Genomic DNA, 16,140 nt, shown 5'->3' with positions numbered 1-16,140 from the left:
CCGCCAGCCGCCGTTACCGCAGGAATGGATATGTACACCAAGGAGGAAATTGGTCGGCTGTCAGGCCGCCAAGACAGAGAAGCCAACTCCCACAGAGCCCGAGTGAACCCCGCGGGAGCATCGCCAAACTCAGGCCAAGCTTTTGCTGACCACTTCAAACACATCGCTGGACAGCTGACCCGAAGCACGAATCCGCTCCAGTTCGCCTTTCATCAACGCCTGACGGGCGTCGTCGTATTTGCGCCAGCGAGTCAGTGGTGCCAATTGGCGAGAAGCGATCTGCGGGTTGAAGCCGTTCAACTCGATGACCAGATCCGCCAGGAAGCGATACCCCGAACCGTCCGCCGCATGGAAGTTGATCAGGTTCTGCCCGGCAAACGCACCGACCAGCGCCCGCACCTTGTTCGGGTTCTTGATGTTGAACGCCGGGTGCTCCATCAATTGACGAACACGCGCCAGACCACCTGGCAACGTGCTGCCCGCCTGGACACTGAACCACTGATCCATGACCAGCGGATTGTCCTTGAAGTGCTCGGCAAAACTCGCCAGCGCCAAGGCCCTCTGCTCTTCAAACGGCGAGTTGACCAACACCGCCAGCGCCGTCAGGCGTTCGGTCATGTTGTCGCTGGTCTCGAATTGTTCCAGCGTCGCCGCCAACACTTCCGGCTTGCCGCTGAGCATCAGGTACGACAGCGCGATGCTCTGCAAGGCACGACGGGCGAAATGCTCGGCTTCGGCCACATACGGGGTTTGCTTCGACAGATCGCGATTGGCCTGATAACGCAGCCACAACGCCTCGAACAAACCTTCAGCCAATTGCTTGCGGGCAAACTCGCGTGCGATATGGATGGCGTCGACGTCAGCCACTTCGCTGATTTCAGTCAGGTAGGCCTCGCCCGGCAGCGAAAGCATCTCCGCAACCATCGCCTGGTCCAGCGTCTCGTCAGACAGCACGGTGCGCAAGGCAGCAATCAAGCGCTGATCCAGCACCAGTTTCTCGCCCTTCTGCTGCTGAGCGATCAGCTCCTGCAACACCTGAACCGACAACTGCTGACCGGCATCCCAGCGGTTGAAACCGTCGCTGTCGTGCTGCATCAGGAACATCAGTTGATCGCGGTTGTACGGGAAGCTCAGTTTCACCGGTGCCGAGAAGCCGCGCAGTAATGAAGGCAGCGGCTGTTCAGCGATGTCGACGAAGGTGAACGTCTGCTCGGCCTCGGTCACCGAAATGACCCGCGAAGTGCCCTGAGCACGGTCTTCACCGGAAAGACGCAACGCAATGGCCGCCCCTTTCGAATCCAGCAGGCCCAATTCCACCGGAATCACGAACGGCAGTTTTTCCACCTTGTCCGGGGTCGCCGGGCAGCTCTGGCGGAAGGTCAGGCTGTAGGTTTTCGCCGTTGCGTCGTAAGACTCGCTCACCGCCAGACGCGGGGTACCGGCCTGGCTGTACCAGCGTTTGAACTGGGTCAGGTCGACACCGTTGGCATCTTCCATGGCCTTGATGAAGTCATCGCAGGTCACGGCCTGACCGTCATGGCGTTCGAAGTACAGGTCGCTGCCTTTGCGGAAGCCTTCGGCGCCGAGCAAGGTATGGATCATGCCGACCACTTCCGAACCTTTCTCGTACACGGTCAGGGTGTAGAAGTTGGAAATCTCGATGAAGCTGTCCGGGCGCACGGCGTGAGCCATGGGACCTGCGTCTTCAGCGAACTGGTGAGTACGCAGGTAAGCCACGTCCTGGATGCGTTTCACGGTGGCCGAGTTCATGTCGGCGGAGAAGCCCGAATCGCGGAACACGGTGAAGCCTTCCTTGAGCGACAACTGGAACCAGTCGCGGCAGGTCACGCGGTTGCCCGACCAGTTGTGGAAGTACTCGTGCGCGACGATCGCTTCGACACGCTGGTGCGCAGCATCGGTGGCGGTTTCGGCGCGGGCCAGCACGGCGCTGGAGTTGAAGATGTTGAGGCCTTTGTTCTCCATGGCGCCCATGTTGAAGTCGTTGACCGCGACGATCATGAAGATGTCCAGATCGTACTCGCGACCGTAGACCTCTTCGTCCCAGCGCATCGATTTCTTCAGGCTGTTCATCGCGTGCTGGCATTTGTCGATGTTTTCCGGCTCGACGTAAATGCGCAGCGCCACCGAGCGTTCGCTCATGGTGGTAAAAGTGTCTTCGACGCACCACAAGTCACCGGCCACCAGCGCAAACAGGTACGCCGGTTTCTTGAACGGGTCTTCCCAGGTCGCCCAGTGCCGGCCGTCTTCGCCAGGACCTGAGGCAATCGGGTTGCCGTTGGACAGCAGCACCGGATAGCTGTGCTGCTCGGCGACGACCGTGGTGGTGAACGTGCTCATCACGTCCGGGCGGTCGAGGTAATAGGTGATCTTGCGGAAGCCTTCGGCCTCGCACTGGGTGCAGAACATCGTGCCGGATTTGTACAAACCTTCCAGGGCGGTGTTGGTTTCCGGGTGGATCTTGACGCTGGTATCGACCGTGAAGGTGGTGCTGGTCGGGTGCAGGGTCAGGTGGTTTTCAGTCAACTGAAAATCAGCGTCGCTCAACTCGCGGTCGGCCAGGGTGACCGACAGCAACTCCAGTTGCTGGCCATCCAGCACCAGCGGCGGCAGGCCCGGGCCGCGCTCGGGATTTCGGCGCATCACCAGTTGCGCATGGACCAGGCTGTGGTCCTCGAACAACTCGAAGGTCAGGTGCGTCTCGTCGATCAGGTACTCGGGCGCCTGATAGTCTTTCAAATAGATCATCTTCGGTTGTTCGGTGCGCATGCTGGAGTCCTTACTGATGCACGGCGAGCTGATAAGCCGTGTATTTACGAATATTGATGACGCCGGTGTCGAAAATCAGGTACTGGCCCTTGATCCCCAACAGCGTGCCTTCGGCAATCGGATTCTTGTCCAGGTTGAAGCTGACGATTTTGGCCGGGTATTGCTCGACCGGATAGCGGATTTCGAGGGTTTCTACGTCGGCAATGGTCTGGATTGCTTGTAGGCCGAATCGTTCCTGCAAACCTTGTAACCCTTCGGCGCAGCTGTCGAACAACTGATCGCGAACCTCGGCCAGGTTCACCGACACCGCGTCGCCCTTGAGTAAAGCACGCCAGTTGGTCTTGTCCGCCACCTGACTGCGGAACAGGTCTTCGACAAACCCCGATTGCTGGCGGGTCGAGACGCGCATGATCGGCAACGCCTGACGGGCGCCCTGGTCGATCCAGCGAGTCGGCAGCTGGGTAGCGCGGGTAATCCCGACTTTCACCCCGGACGAATTCGACAGATACACAATGTGATCGGTCATGCAGAACTTCTCGCCCCACTCCGGCTCACGGCAAGTGCCCGCGTCGTAGTGGCAACGCTCCGGGCTCATGATGCAGAGGTCGCACTGCGCCAGTTTGGTCATGCACGGGTAGCAATACCCCTGGCTGAAACTGGTTTTGGTCTTGCGCCCGCAATGGGTGCAATGGATCGCCCCAAGGTACTCCAGACGCACCGTGGTACCGATCAATGGATTGACCGGCACCTCGACGTCATCCAGACGAAACGCGTACTGCACATCCGGACCGTCAAGGCGCGCCGACATTTTGCTGATTGCACCACGGCCAATCTCGATCAATGGACGGCATCCGATTTGAACAGGATGTTCGGCACGCTGATCGACTTCGAGCTGCATTCCTGCGGCCCCATGTAGCCGGTACGCTCTTCCTCGGGCAGGTTCTGGATTTCCCAGGCGATCATCGCTTGCAACGACAGTTCGCGTTGTTCAGGGGTGAGTTTGCCACCGTCGGACCATTTGCCGATTTCCACCGCCAGTTTCAGGCTCTGGTAGATATCGGGGGTGATGTTCTGGATCATTTCGTTAAAAGAGGACATCAAGGGCTCCGCGCTTTAATACATAACTGTTTAGACGGCCAGTTTACGGCGGTTGTACAAACCACCCAACAAACCGGTCAAGCATCCGACGAGCAACCCGCTGACGTGGGCCGCGTTGGCAATTTCACCGAAACCGATCATCGAGACCAGCCCCGACAGGCACAGCACCAGCCACACCAGCATCATCACCAGCACGCCGCGCGGCAGGCGATAAGCCGGGTTTGGCGACAACATCTGGAAGATCCAGCAATGCCCGAGCAGGCCGTAAAGCACCCCGGACAACCCGCCAAACAAAGTTGCGCCGCTGAAATAATACTGGGCGTAGTTGGACACCAGGCTGAAGAGCAAGGTCAGGCCGATCAGGTTGATACTGCCCTGACGCGACTCGATGCGCCGCCCCAGCTCCCAGTACCACATGCCGTTCATGGCCAGGTGCAGGATGCCGAAATGGATCAGCATCGGCGTCACCAGACGCCACCACTGCCCCGCCGCCAGGCTGTCAGTCAAGGGCACAAAATGGATGTACTCGCCGACGATGCGGAAATCGAGGAAGGTCAGCCAGCGCATCGTGTCGAGGTTTTCCCCCAGTAGCGTCATCGCACCGACGATCAGACTCAATAGCAGCACCAACCCGGTTGCCTTGGCATGGCGCATCTGCTCGACGAAACCGGGGCGTTTGGTGGTTTGCGCCACCGGAATGTCCAGTTGCTGATCGGGGTCGCCCGCCGGGAACCGTTCATACAAGGAGCGGACGTCTTCGCTGATATTAGCCGGCACCCACAGCACCTGCTCACCGGACTCTTCGCTGACCCGATGCGGCACCTGCATACGTTGCAGCAGCTTGACGAACCCGCTCAAATCCACCGCCAGCGGCAGGCGTAAAACAGCAACGGTACTCATTGCAGCACCTCCGGCCGCTCGACATCGACCCAGACAAATTTGTGCGGATCAAGACGGGTTTCCTGATCCAGGCGATAGGCGACCAGTTTGCCGTAGAGCACCGCGCTGTAATCCAGGCAGGCCAGGTTCGGACGGATCGGTGCGGGTTTGCCGCTGCGCCAGTAATGCCCGACGAACAACAGCGGCTCATCGACGCCGTAACGCAGCAAAGTATTTTTTTCGGTGGACGACAGCGGCGTCTGGGCCACGGGATCGGGCAAGGCGTCAGGCTGGAACACAATGTCTCCGTAGGTTTGCGGGTCGTCTTCCCAGAATTTGGTGCGGAAGAACGAACGCGTCAGGCCATCGCCGCTGGTCATGGTCAGCCCGTGGGGCAGACGCATGTCAGTGCCGCGCAGCAAGCGATCGAACACGGTGCAGGCGAAACTGCCCGGCACGGCCGAGGCCTGGAGGAAATGTTCGTCAACGCAGCCATCGGGGAACAACGCGCGCAGCGGCTCGATCAGACCGGCATCCCAGCAGGCGTGCACCACGCGGAATCGTCCGGCATCCACAAACAATGGTAATTCGTAGAACCATTGCTGGAAGTCATGCCAGTCGGCTGGGTGGCCTTCAAATTGAGTCAGGGTTTCACCGAGCAGACGCGCATGGCGTGGCGTGTGTTCGCGCACGAACTGCTTGCCGCTGCCCGGCGGCGCCGGCGTGGCCCAGCCGAGGGCGTTGAATTCATGGTTGCCCATGATGCACAGCGCCTGACCGGCCTCGACCATGTCGTGGACGATGTGCAGCGCCTCGCGAATCCGCGGGCCGCGGTCGATGATGTCACCGACAAACACCGCCATGCGCGACGGATGCCGCCAGACGCCACCTTGTTTGTGATAACCGAGCCGGTCGAGCAAGTGCTCAAGGGTCAGAGCGCAACCGTGCACGTCACCGATCAGGTCGTAGCTACGCGCGGGATCGAGCATCAGTCGCCTCCACCACCCAACCGGCTGCCCCAGCCAAGCTTGGTCCGACAGACCTCATAGTAGTTGTGGTCGAGCGGGTGAATCAGCCGCAGCTTCTGGGCTTTTTTGCTGATGGTGATGGTGTCGCCCGGCGCGCAGGTGAAATGGTTCTGCCCGTCACAGGAGACTTGCGGGTAAATCTGCATATCTTTGGACACGACGATTTTCAGCTCACTGTTGCCATCGACCACAATCGGCCTGCCCGACAAGGTATGGGGGTACATCGGCACAATCACAATAGCGTCGAGCTTGGGATGCATGATCGGCCCGCCCGCCGACAGCGCGTAAGCGGTCGAACCGGTGGGCGTGGCGACGATCAGGCCGTCGGCCTTCTGGCTGCAGACGAACTGGCCGTCGATGTACAACTCGAATTCGATCATCCGCGTGGATTTGCCCGGGTGCAGCACTACGTCGTTCAGCGCATCACCCTGGCCGATGGCCTCGGCGTGACGGCGGACTTCGGCTTGCAGCAGGAAGCGGTTTTCCACCAGGTAGTGGCCGTCGAGCACTTCGGCGACTTTGACTTCCAGTTCGTCAGGGCGAATATCGGTCAGGAATCCGAGGCTGCCCCGGTTGATGCCGAGCACCGGAATATTGTGTCGGGCCAGGGCACGCGCCGCGCCAAGCAGACTGCCGTCACCGCCGACCACAATCACCATGTCACACACTTCGCCGAGCATCTTGCGAGACGAGGTTTGCAGGCCATGACCGGGCAGGACTTCGGCGATGGTGTCTTCGAGGATCACGTGCAGGTGACGATCAAGCAGAAACCGTTTCAGTCGGCGGACGGTATCCAGCACCTGGGAACTGCCCAGGCGACCGATGATGCCGATATTACGAAATTGCTCCATGAGGTTCCTGCGCGCCGGTGAAAAACACGATTATGGGCGAAAGCGCGAGATAGACAAAATCCTTTCAGCCACAAGGGTGTACTCATGTTTAGGGCTATGCTCGCAAGATGATCCTATTTCCCGATTTGTTCCAGTTACCCCACCAGTTGCGCCACCCCGAAGTGCGCGACCTGGCCTGGGTCATCCTCGCGCCGCCGATGCTCGACATCACCCCGTGGCCGCAACGCCATCCGCTGGCCGGCAGCGACTGGGTGCAGGCACCTGAGCAGCTGGAACGCTGGCTGAAGCAACTCGACCGTGACAGTTATGACCTGCTGCACTGGCTGGCACAGGCCAGGACCCGGCGACTGGGCCTGTATTACGAACGCTTGTGGCAATACGCCGTGCGCCATGCGCCGGGTATCGAGCTGATTGCCGCCAACATGCCGATCCGCCGCGAAGGCCACACCCTGGGCGAGCTGGACATGCTGTTGCGCGATCGCGACGGTGTGCATCACTTGGAACTGGCAATCAAACTGTATCTGGGCCCGCAGAATGGCGACGGACAGGACACGGCGCAGTGGCTCGGGCCGGGTTGTCATGATCGACTGGACCGCAAACTGGCGCATCTGACGCAGCACCAACTGCCGATTTCCGCCCGCCCCGAGAGTCGCGAGGTGCTGGCGGCGCTGGATATTCAACAGTTCAGCGCACATCTGTGGCTGGGCGGTTATCTGCTGTATCCATGGCCAGGACAAGCCGAGCCACCCCACGGTGCGCATCCGCAGCACCTGCGCGGCAGCTGGCTGCATCAGAAAGACTGGGCGGACTTTGTCGTGCAGCGCCCGTTCGGCCGCTGGCAACCCCTGCCCCGCCATGCGTGGCTGGCGCCGGCGCATTATCCGGTGGAGCAGACCTGGAACACCGAGCAGCTGGAGGCATGGCTCAATGATCTGGAACCTTTGGCCCCGGCGCAGTTGATGGTGCGGCTGATCGAGAATGCGGAGGGGGATTGGGAGGAAGCGGAGCGGTTGTTTCTGGTGGCGGATCTTTGGCCGAATGTGCCGGGCAGTGGTTGAGATTTTGGTGTCTGTTCTGGCCCCATCGCGAGCGGGCTTGCTCCCACAGGTCTTGTGTCGTTCGCCGAATGTGCATTCGACATAAATCCTGTGGGAGCGGGCTTGCCCGCGATGGGGCCAACTCGGTCTAGAGGGACAAACGCAAGGCCAAAGCCGCCAACGTGACCAACAAAACCGGCACCGTCAACACAACCCCGACCTTGAAGTAATACCCCCAGCCAATCCGGATATTCTTGCGCTGCAGCACATGCAACCACAGCAACGTCGCCAGGCTGCCAATTGGAGTTATCTTCGGCCCCAGGTCGCTGCCAATGACGTTGGCATAAATCATCGCCTCCTTTACCACGCCCGTGGCCTGGCTGGCATCAATCGACAGCAAACCAATCAACACCGTCGGCAAGTTGTTCATCATCGACGACAACAGCGCCGTCAGTACGCCGGTGCCCATCGCCGCGCCCCAAATGCCGTAATGCGCAAACCCGTCCAGCCACCCGGCCAGATACCCGGTGAGCCCGGCATTGCGCAGGCCGTACACCACCAAGTACATGCCCAACGAAAAAATCACGATCTGCCACGGTGCTTCTTTCATGACCTTGCGCGTGGAAATCTTGTGGCCTCGGGCAGCGATGGCCAGCAGCAACGCGGCACATACCGCGGAAATGGCACTGATCGGAATGCCCAGCGGCTCAAGGGCAAAGCAACCCAGCAGAAGGATAACCAGCACCGCCCAACCGGCATAAAACGTCGCCTTGTCATGGATCGCGGTTGACGGATGTTCCAGTTGTTCGGGGTCGTAAGCCTTGGGAATGTCACGACGGAAAAACCACATCAGCACCCCCAGCGTGGCGGCGACACTGACAAAGTTGACCGGAATCATCACCGCGGCATAGCGGTTGAAGGTGATATCGAAGAAGTCCGCCGAAACGATGTTCACCAGGTTCGACACCACCAACGGCAGGCTCGCGGTGTCGGCGATGAAACCGGCGCCCATTACAAACGCCAACGTCGCCGCCGGGGAAAAGCGCAACGCCAGCAGCATGGAAATCACAATCGGCGTGAGAATCAGCGCCGCGCCGTCATTGGCAAACAACGCCGACACCAGCGCCCCGAGCAGCACCATATAAGCGAAGAGTTTGCGCCCGCTGCCCTTTCCCCAACGGGCCACATGCAAGGCTGCCCAGGCAAAGAACCCCGCCTCGTCCAGCAGCAGACTGATGATGATCAGCGCCACGAAGGTGCCGGTGGCGTTCCAGATGATCTGCCACACGATCGGGATGTCAGCCAGGTGCACCACCCCGAAAATCAGCGCCAGCACGGCGCCGAATGTCGCACTCCAGCCTACGCCCAGGCCTTTGGGTTGCCAGATCACCAGGGTGATGGTCAGCAGAAAAATCAGCGACGCTATAAGCATGCGGAACGGCCTTCGAAGAACAATCGGGGGGATTAGCAGCAGCGAGCCGGGCGATCAGGCATGGCCTGCAAACGGTAGACATCAGCGGCCAGCCAGTCAGCGTGATCAGCCAGTGCACCTTGCAACAGCGTGATGACCCACGGCGACAATTGCGGGTGCAGGCGATAAAAAACCCACTGCCCCTGACGGCGGTCTGCGAGCAAACCATTACTGCGCAATTGCGCCAGATGACGGGAGATCTTTGGCTGGCTGAGGTTCAGGCCGGCCGTCAATTCACACACGCACAACTCGCCTTCGCGGGCGATCAACAGTGCGATGCGACTGCGGGTGTCATCGGCCAGGGCCTTGAAAATATCGACGGGGCTACGGGAACTGGACATGCGGGAACACGCCTCTGGACAAACGAGGCGTGAATATATGGAAATTCGAATATGCAGTAAAGCAAAGACTGAATAACCTGATTTCTGTAGCAGCTGACGAGCAGCTGCTACAAGAGATGTCCAGCGTTCAGGTCACACTTTTTTGTGTTGTTCGACCCACTTGCCATAAGCATCAATAAACTTCTGCAAGAACGGCTTCACCGATTCGGACAGTTTGCCCGCCTCATCGAACGCCGAGCCGGCACCTCCCAGATAGGCTTCCGGTTGCTGCATGCACGGTACGTCCAGAAACACCATCGACTGACGCAAGTGATGGTTGGCCCCAAACCCGCCGACAGCACCCGGCGAAACGCTGATCACCGCCCCTGGTTTGCCGCTCCAGGCGCTCTTGCCATAGGGACGCGATCCCACGTCAATCGCATTCTTCAACGGTGCCGGCACCGAGCGGTTGTATTCGGGGGTAACGAACAGCACTGCGTCGGATGAACTCACTTGTTGTCGGAAAGTGCTGTAGGCTGCCGGCGGTGAAGTTCCATCGATGTCTTCGTTGTAGAGCGGCAGCTCGCCGATTTCGACGATGGTGAGCTTGAGATTGGCAGGCGCCAGGTCGGCCAGGGCCAGCGCAACCTTGCGGTTGATCGATTCCTTTCTCAAGCTGCCGACCAGTACGGCGATCGTGTAGACGTTGCTCATGGAAGATTCTCGACTGTTCGATTGGAAAGACTTGTAGTTATAGATGACGATTCACCCAGTGGGCTGTTGAATTCACCGCCCCTGACTATTTTTTTCCCGTAGGAAAACTTACTTCGCCCAACCACGGTCTACAGAACCGCAAATTGAGTGATTTATCTCCAGAGGTTCTAAGCAGATGGCAGCAGTACTCGTCGGTCAGTTCCATGCAAGAGACGCGGAAGGCCGCGTCTATTCCGTGCATGAGTTCCAGGAATCCACCCCCTCGCATGACGGCCTCACTGGCTCGGCGCCTGTGACCACCTACAAACTGGCCATTGGCGATCGCGTCAATAAGCTCGACGACAACCAGTTTCTGCTGGTGCAATCGAACATCACCATCGTGCGCGAACCCGACACCTATGTCGGCAGCCGGCCGGAAATCACCACCGCCTCATAACCCCGCGTTATGAGCAGAAGTCATATGCGCGCACTTGAGTTAGGATTCAGTCACTGACTCCCTCACCTGCTGAACATGGACTTCACGCATGCGTTTACGTCATATCGAAGTGATCCACGCGCTCTTGCAGACCGGTCACCTGGGCACCGCCGCCGAATGGCTGCAGTTGCCGGTGACCGAGGTCGAAGGCATTTTGCGCGACGCCGAGGATCAGTTGGGATTCATGCTGTTTTCCAGCGTGCGTGGACGTTTGCAGGCGACGCGCGAGGCGCGGGAGTTGCAGGTTGAAATCGCCCACGTCTACGACGCGCTTGAGCCGGTCCAGCGCCTGGCCAGCAGCCTCAAGCAATATCAGGCGCACCCGCTGCGCATCATCTGCACCCCGCCGTTGGCCCAACAATTATTGCCCCACAGCATCGCCGCCCTGCGCCGACGCCTTCCCGATGCCCCTTGCACCCTGCTGAGCCAACCCACCCGCGAGATCGTCAGAAGCCTGCTGCTGCGTGAAAGCGATCTGGGGCTGAGCCTGCACGATCCCGACCACGCCGACATTCATTGCCAGGTCATTGCCCAGGGCAAACTCCAGCTGTTGGCACCCCATGGCTGGCTGCAACCGAAACAGAAGTACATTTCGTTGCAGGATCTGGCTGGCCAGTCGATGGTTGGCCTGGAAGGTCATGATCCGCTGAGCCCGGCGCTCGACAACAAACTGCATGCTTTGCGCCCTGCCCCGGTCATCCAGACACGGGTGCAGACTCATCAGATGATGCGCAGCATGGTCGAGGCCGGCGAAGGCCTGGCGATCGTCGATCCGTTCACCGCCCTCGGGGCCAAGTCGAGCGGCCTGGATGCCTGCCCGTTGGCGCCCGCAGTGCCGATCAGCCTCTATGCCCTGACCCTGAAGAACGGCGAACCCTTGTCGGCCGTTCAGGTGCTGCTGGACATCCTCACGGAACAAGCCGCGGCGATGTTGTCGAGCTGAGCGGGTTTTCCAGCGGATTATCGAACAGGCGATACCAGAACAACGCGACTTCGGCTGTGTTCGGGTCGATGCCGCGATAACGCAGATGATCGATTCCGCCTATCACGAAACCACAGCGCTCATAGAGTCGGCAGGCGCCCAAATTGTTGTTCTGGGTTTCGAGCATGATGCCCGGCAGTTTCTTCTTGCGACTCCAGAACTGCGCCACGTCCAGCAACGCCTTGGCCACACCGTGACGGCGCGCCGGAGCATGCACGGCCAACTCGTCGATATGGGCAAAGCCGTTCCAGTTGGTGCTGACCACCAGATGGCCGACGGGCTCATCATCGAGATAGGCCATGAACACCGCGCTGTCGGCGGCATCGCGGAAACTGCTGAACTCCTCGGGATCAATGCCGTAACACTTTCGATAAGGGGTGATCGGCGTTACCTGCCACTGCTCCACCGGTTTGCCGATTACGGCTGCGCCATAGGCCGCGACTTCAAAACTGAAATCACTGCCCCAGATGTAAGGCGCGAAACCCTCATCGGCGACACGCACCGAGAGGCCTGGGTATTTGGGATTCATGATCGGTTGCATGCTGGGAAAGGTCCTCATTCCTTGATGCAATCAACGGTGTAATGCCGTCCATTGCCCTCGTCTTCGTGTTGCAGTCCGTGCACATCAACGACAAAACCGGGGAAGCTGCTGTCGAACGTGCGAGCAAACGACAGGTAATCGATGATCGACCGGGTCGACTCGGTGAACCGCTCGCCCGGCATGATCAACGGGATGCCGGGTGGATACGGCACCAGCATCACCGCGGCAATTCGCCCTTTCAGGGCATCGATCGACACCGCCTCCACTTCACCCCGCACCAAATGATCATAGGCGTCAGCCGGCTTCATGGCGATTTCCGGCAACACGGTGTACATGCGCTTGAGATGTTTGGCCGTGGCATTGCTGCGATAACAGGCGTGCAATTGATCGCATAAATCCCGCAACCCCATGCCCTGATAACGTGCGACGTTCTGTTGCGCCACGCAGGGCAGGCATGTCGCCAGACTGACGTTGGCGTCGTAGCTGCGCTTGAACTCCAGCAACTCGGTCAGCAACGTGCTCCATTTACCCTTGGTAATGCCCATCGAAAATAGCACCAGGAATGAATACAGGCCGGTCTTCTCGACCACCAGCCCTCGCTCCCAAAGGAACTTGCTGACCACCGCCGCCGGAATCCCGCGTTCGCTCAGTGCACCGCCTGCGGTCAGGCCAGGCATGACCAGGGTGACTTTGATCGGATCGAGCAACACGTAATCGTCAGTCACACCACCAAAGCCGTGCCAGTCAGCGTCGGGCTGCAGCAGCCAGTCTTCGGTGACCACACGCTCGATGCCTTCCACCGACGGCGGTTGCCAGATGGAAAACCACCAGTCATCCGCAGCGATGTGCTGACGCAGATTAGCCAGGGCCCGACGAAAACTCAGCGCCTCGTCGAACATTTCCTGCAACAGCGAACGCCCGGCAGGGCCTTCCATCATTGCCGATGCGACGTCCAGCGAAGCGATGATGCTGTACTGCGGCGACGTCGAGATGTGCATCATGAACGCTTCATTGAAGCGATCGCGGTCCAGTTGCCGCGCGCCGCCGTCCTGGACGTGAATCATCGAGGCCTGGCTAAACGCGGCCAGCAGTTTGTGCGTGGAATGCGTGGTGAATACCAGCGGGCTGTCTTCGCCCCGGGACGTGCCCATGCCGTAACGGCCGGCGAAAAACTCGTGGAACGCCGCGTAGGCATACCAGGCCTCGTCGAAATGCAGGACCTCGACGCTGTTGCCCAGGTTTTGCTTGATCAGTTCGGCGTTGTAACAGAGGCCGTCGTAGGTCGAATTGGTCACCACGGCCAACTTGACCTTGGGCTCACGGCCTTGGGTCAGCGGGCTGGCGTCAATCTTTGCCTGAATCGAATCGCGGCTGAATTCGCTCAGCGGAATCGGACCGATAATCCCCAGCTCATTGCGCTCCGGGCACAGGTACAACGGGATCGCGCCGGTCATGATGATCGAGTGCAGCACCGACTTGTGACAGTTACGGTCCACCAGCACCAGGTCATCGCGAGCGACCATTGAATGCCAGACAATCTTGTTGGCGGTCGAGGTGCCATTGATCACGAAAAAGGTGTGATCGGCGCCAAAATTTCGCGCGGCCCTGGCTTCCGCCTCGGCGAGCGGGCCGGTGTGATCGAGCAAGGAACCCAGCTCCGGCACCGACACCGACAAGTCCGAACGCAGGGTGTTTTCCCCGAAAAACTGGTGAAACGCCTGCCCCACCGGACTTTTGTGATACGCCACACCGCCGCCATGACCGGGTGTGTGCCAGGAATAATTGGAATCAGCAGTGTGTTGCACCAGCGCCTTGAAAAACGGCGGGAGCAAACCATCCAGGTATTTGCGGGCCGCCCGGGCCACTTGCCGCGCCAGAAAGGGCACGGTGTCTTCAAACAGATAGAGAATGCCGCGCAGTTGATTGAGCTCGGCCATGGCATCGGCCGGGGCGTTTTCCAGCGTGACCTGTTCGCCCAGCGCAAAGATCGGCAAGTCCGGCGCGCGCACCCGCGCCAGGCCGATCAACTCAGCCATATTGTGTAACAAATGAGAATGGGCGCTGGCGTCTTCGGCGGCGATCAACATGCAGGAAAGCCCGTGATGGGTCGAAGCGACCAGCCGCCCTTCGGTGTAGTCCACCGCCGAAACGATACTGAAGCCTTCCTGCTCCAGTTCCCGGGCGATGCCACGCACGCGATCACCGGCGACGGTGTCGGCCTTGATGTCGCGGTGCACGATCAAGACCGGGAATTTCAAATCTTTATACATGAGGCTCAGTGTCCTGAGGCTACAGACCGTGGCCTGCCAATATGCTCAGGGTAGAGGGTTGAAGCGGATGTGGCGAGCGACGATGCCCTGAAGCGGGTCAATGAGCGCACCATCATGTGGCCATCAACTCAAACTGAAATGGCAACGTTGGGCTTCGCGGCGCCCTGCAGATAGATTGCTCAAAAGTTACCTGTGTAGCGCCCCTTGTAGCAGCTGCCGAGCTGCTTCAGGTCGTGCGCACCGGCTCTCAACAAAAGCCCTGTGGCAAGCTCCCTTGCCACAAAAGCGATGTCACTTCAGATCTGACTCAAGCCTGCGCCTTGGCCTCGACCAATTGCTGCCACAGCGACGGGGCGCCGGCGGACTTGGCGATGGCTTCCAGGCGTGCCACGTGCCGGGCCAGGTCATCTTCGCTGGCGGGGATGATCCGGGTCGGCTGGCGATCGGCCGGCAAGCGGCGGATTTCGGTGGCGGAGTTGTCCGCGCCTTCGCCGGAACCGTTGCCGTCGGACGCATTACCGGCCAGCGACAGGCTGGTCTGGCCGCCGGTCATGGTCAGGTAAACGTCGGCGAGGATCTCGGAGTCGAGCAAGGCGCCGTGGAGTTCACGGCCGGAGTTGTCGACGCCATAACGTTTGCATAACGCATCGAGGCTGTTGCGCTGCCCCGGGTGACGCTCCCGGGCCATCATCAGGGTGTCGAGGATCGAGCAGTGTTGCGTGATGTCCGCACGGTCGTGCTGGCCCATCAGGGCGAATTCGTTGTTGATGAAGCCAACGTCGAACGCCGCGTTATGGATGATCAGCTGCGCGCCCTTGATGAATTCGAAAAACTCATCGGCCACTTCAGTGAAACGCGGTTTGCCCACCAGGAATTCGTTGGTGATGCCGTGTACGCCGATGGCGCCCTCGTCACTCTCGCGATCCGGTTGCAGGTAAACGTGGAAATGCCGGCCAGTCAGGCGCCGACCGATCAACTCGACACAACCGATTTCGATAATCCGGTGGCCGTCGGTCACCGGCATGCCGGTGGTTTCGGTATCGAGTACAACGGATCTGGTGGCCATCAGTGCTCAGCTCTCAACGGGTCAATCGTGCAAAAGCGGCGATGTTAACACGCTCGCGGGATACGGCGCGCGTGCCGCCAAGTGAGCGGCGCTCATGCAGCTTTCAGCCATCATTAGCAATATTTATAAAGCCTGGAGGCAGACAGCCAGACCAAAACTGGCGACTGCCATCTTGAAACTGTGAGGTCCTGTGAGAGCGAGCTCTCACAAAGGTTCAGCGTTGAGTCAGGCCTGCTTGTACCCGCGCACTTCATCAACGCCACGGTTGGCCAGTTGGTCGGCCCGTTCGTTGCCATGGTGGCCGATGTGCCCGCGCACCCATTTCCAGGTGACGTTGTGGCGGTTGACCTGCTCATCCAGCAGCTTCCACAAGTCAGCGTTTTTGACTGGTTCCTTCGCCGCCGTTTTCCAGCCGCGCTTTTTCCAGTTGTCCATCCACTCGTTGATGCCTTTCATCACGTACTGGGAGTCGGTCACCAGCAGCACGTCGCAGGAGCGCTTGAGTTCTTCCAGACCACGAATCGCGCCCATCAGCTCCATGCGGTTGTTGGTGGTGTTGGCTTCGCCGCCCCACAGTTCCTTTTCAACGCCTTTGCACACCAGCAACGCCCCCCAACCGCC

At 59.7% G+C, this 16,140-nt stretch carries 16 protein-coding genes; 3 read left to right on the top strand and 13 right to left on the bottom strand.

From position 1 onward, the window contains the following. Positions 1 to 129: 129 nt before the first annotated feature. Genes pepN through K0F88_RS31510 form a run of 6 tightly spaced genes read right to left on the bottom strand, consistent with a single transcriptional unit; the run spans position 130 to position 6,643 of the window. Positions 130 to 2,787: an aminopeptidase N gene (pepN, locus tag K0F88_RS31535; protein ID WP_219097811.1), complete on the bottom strand. Its 2,658-nt coding sequence runs from the start codon at positions 2,785 to 2,787 to the stop codon at positions 130 to 132. Positions 2,788 to 2,797: 10 nt separating this feature from the next. After that, positions 2,798 to 3,628 (bottom strand): DUF2797 domain-containing protein, encoded by an 831-nt coding sequence (locus K0F88_RS31530; protein ID WP_219097812.1) that lies wholly within the window; start codon positions 3,626 to 3,628, stop codon positions 2,798 to 2,800. Continuing rightward, positions 3,625 to 3,885 carry a YeaC family protein gene (locus K0F88_RS31525; RefSeq protein ID WP_219097810.1) on the bottom strand — a complete coding sequence of 87 codons (261 nt, stop codon included), beginning with the start codon at positions 3,883 to 3,885 and terminating at the stop codon, positions 3,625 to 3,627. The genes K0F88_RS31530 and K0F88_RS31525 overlap by 4 nt, the downstream gene beginning before the upstream one ends. A 30-nt stretch (positions 3,886 to 3,915) precedes the next feature. Next, positions 3,916 to 4,785 (bottom strand): rhomboid family intramembrane serine protease, encoded by an 870-nt coding sequence (locus K0F88_RS31520; RefSeq protein ID WP_219097809.1) that lies wholly within the window; start codon positions 4,783 to 4,785, stop codon positions 3,916 to 3,918. Beyond that, positions 4,782 to 5,756, bottom strand: a complete 975-nt coding sequence (locus tag K0F88_RS31515; RefSeq protein WP_374039766.1) for a metallophosphoesterase — start codon at positions 5,754 to 5,756, stop codon at positions 4,782 to 4,784. Before K0F88_RS31515 ends, K0F88_RS31520 begins: the two co-directional genes overlap by 4 nt. Then, positions 5,753 to 6,643: an NAD(+) kinase gene (locus K0F88_RS31510; protein ID WP_010459816.1), complete on the bottom strand. Its 891-nt coding sequence runs from the start codon at positions 6,641 to 6,643 to the stop codon at positions 5,753 to 5,755. Before K0F88_RS31510 ends, K0F88_RS31515 begins: the two co-directional genes overlap by 4 nt. Before the next feature lie 107 nt (positions 6,644 to 6,750). Here K0F88_RS31510 and K0F88_RS31505 point away from each other — a divergent pair, with 107 nt between their 5' ends. Next, positions 6,751 to 7,701, top strand: coding sequence for a DUF1853 family protein (locus K0F88_RS31505; protein WP_219097807.1), 951 nt, complete (start codon positions 6,751 to 6,753; stop codon positions 7,699 to 7,701). 127 nt (positions 7,702 to 7,828) lie between these two features. Here the strand turns inward: K0F88_RS31505 and K0F88_RS31500 are convergent, their stop codons facing one another. The 3 genes from K0F88_RS31500 to K0F88_RS31490 all read right to left on the bottom strand — a co-directional run bounded on the left by K0F88_RS31500 (position 7,829) and on the right by K0F88_RS31490 (position 10,185). After that, positions 7,829 to 9,112, bottom strand: coding sequence for an arsenic transporter (locus K0F88_RS31500; protein WP_219097806.1), 1,284 nt, complete (start codon positions 9,110 to 9,112; stop codon positions 7,829 to 7,831). Between the two features lie 32 nt (positions 9,113 to 9,144). Further along, positions 9,145 to 9,492 carry a metalloregulator ArsR/SmtB family transcription factor gene (locus K0F88_RS31495; RefSeq protein WP_219097805.1) on the bottom strand — a complete coding sequence of 116 codons (348 nt, stop codon included), beginning with the start codon at positions 9,490 to 9,492 and terminating at the stop codon, positions 9,145 to 9,147. Between the two features lie 132 nt (positions 9,493 to 9,624). Next, positions 9,625 to 10,185, bottom strand: a complete 561-nt coding sequence (locus K0F88_RS31490) for an NADPH-dependent FMN reductase (RefSeq protein ID WP_219097804.1) — start codon at positions 10,183 to 10,185, stop codon at positions 9,625 to 9,627. Between the two features lie 175 nt (positions 10,186 to 10,360). Here K0F88_RS31490 and K0F88_RS31485 point away from each other — a divergent pair, with 175 nt between their 5' ends. After that, positions 10,361 to 10,621: a hypothetical protein gene (locus tag K0F88_RS31485; RefSeq protein WP_094467661.1), complete on the top strand. Its 261-nt coding sequence runs from the start codon at positions 10,361 to 10,363 to the stop codon at positions 10,619 to 10,621. Positions 10,622 to 10,709: 88 nt separating this feature from the next. Beyond that, positions 10,710 to 11,603 (top strand): LysR family transcriptional regulator, encoded by an 894-nt coding sequence (locus K0F88_RS31480; protein ID WP_219097803.1) that lies wholly within the window; start codon positions 10,710 to 10,712, stop codon positions 11,601 to 11,603. On the opposite strand, the gene K0F88_RS31475 is transcribed toward K0F88_RS31480, so the two are convergent. From K0F88_RS31475 to rnhA, 4 genes are all read right to left on the bottom strand, one after another. Continuing rightward, positions 11,569 to 12,183, bottom strand: coding sequence for a GNAT family N-acetyltransferase (locus K0F88_RS31475; RefSeq protein ID WP_219097802.1), 615 nt, complete (start codon positions 12,181 to 12,183; stop codon positions 11,569 to 11,571). The genes K0F88_RS31480 and K0F88_RS31475 overlap by 35 nt on opposite strands. A gap of 14 nt (positions 12,184 to 12,197) precedes the next feature. Then, positions 12,198 to 14,453, bottom strand: a complete 2,256-nt coding sequence (locus K0F88_RS31470) for an Orn/Lys/Arg decarboxylase N-terminal domain-containing protein (protein ID WP_219097801.1) — start codon at positions 14,451 to 14,453, stop codon at positions 12,198 to 12,200. Positions 14,454 to 14,760: 307 nt separating this feature from the next. Further along, positions 14,761 to 15,519: a DNA polymerase III subunit epsilon gene (dnaQ, locus tag K0F88_RS31465; RefSeq protein ID WP_010459800.1), complete on the bottom strand. Its 759-nt coding sequence runs from the start codon at positions 15,517 to 15,519 to the stop codon at positions 14,761 to 14,763. Between the two features lie 225 nt (positions 15,520 to 15,744). Next, the coding region (gene rnhA / locus K0F88_RS31460) for a ribonuclease HI (protein WP_257605419.1) at positions 15,745 to 16,140 on the bottom strand (396 nt) is incomplete at its 5' end.

The sequence above is a fragment of the Pseudomonas sp. UMAB-40 genome (assembly GCF_900095275.1).
Taxonomy (GTDB): Bacteria; Pseudomonadota; Gammaproteobacteria; order Pseudomonadales; family Pseudomonadaceae; genus Aquipseudomonas; species Aquipseudomonas mandelii_B.
This window is presented reverse-complemented; position numbering and strand designations above follow the sequence as displayed.

Excerpts from the sequence above, each read along its gene's own strand:
- pepN (WP_219097811.1), bottom strand. The coding sequence starts at position 2,787 with ATGCGCACCGAACAACCGAAGATGATCTATTTGAAAGACTATCAGGCG.
- K0F88_RS31525 (WP_219097810.1), bottom strand. The coding sequence starts at position 3,885 with ATGTCCTCTTTTAACGAAATGATCCAGAACATCACCCCCGATATCTAC.
- K0F88_RS31520 (WP_219097809.1), bottom strand. The coding sequence starts at position 4,785 with ATGAGTACCGTTGCTGTTTTACGCCTGCCGCTGGCGGTGGATTTGAGC.
- K0F88_RS31510 (WP_010459816.1), bottom strand. The coding sequence starts at position 6,643 with ATGGAGCAATTTCGTAATATCGGCATCATCGGTCGCCTGGGCAGTTCC.
- K0F88_RS31505 (WP_219097807.1), top strand. The coding sequence starts at position 6,751 with ATGATCCTATTTCCCGATTTGTTCCAGTTACCCCACCAGTTGCGCCAC.
- K0F88_RS31500 (WP_219097806.1), bottom strand. The coding sequence starts at position 9,112 with ATGCTTATAGCGTCGCTGATTTTTCTGCTGACCATCACCCTGGTGATC.
- K0F88_RS31495 (WP_219097805.1), bottom strand. The coding sequence starts at position 9,492 with ATGTCCAGTTCCCGTAGCCCCGTCGATATTTTCAAGGCCCTGGCCGAT.
- K0F88_RS31490 (WP_219097804.1), bottom strand. The coding sequence starts at position 10,185 with ATGAGCAACGTCTACACGATCGCCGTACTGGTCGGCAGCTTGAGAAAG.
- K0F88_RS31485 (WP_094467661.1), top strand. The coding sequence starts at position 10,361 with ATGGCAGCAGTACTCGTCGGTCAGTTCCATGCAAGAGACGCGGAAGGC.
- K0F88_RS31480 (WP_219097803.1), top strand. The coding sequence starts at position 10,710 with ATGCGTTTACGTCATATCGAAGTGATCCACGCGCTCTTGCAGACCGGT.
- K0F88_RS31475 (WP_219097802.1), bottom strand. The coding sequence starts at position 12,183 with ATGCAACCGATCATGAATCCCAAATACCCAGGCCTCTCGGTGCGTGTC.
- K0F88_RS31470 (WP_219097801.1), bottom strand. The coding sequence starts at position 14,453 with ATGTATAAAGATTTGAAATTCCCGGTCTTGATCGTGCACCGCGACATC.
- dnaQ (WP_010459800.1), bottom strand. The coding sequence starts at position 15,519 with ATGGCCACCAGATCCGTTGTACTCGATACCGAAACCACCGGCATGCCG.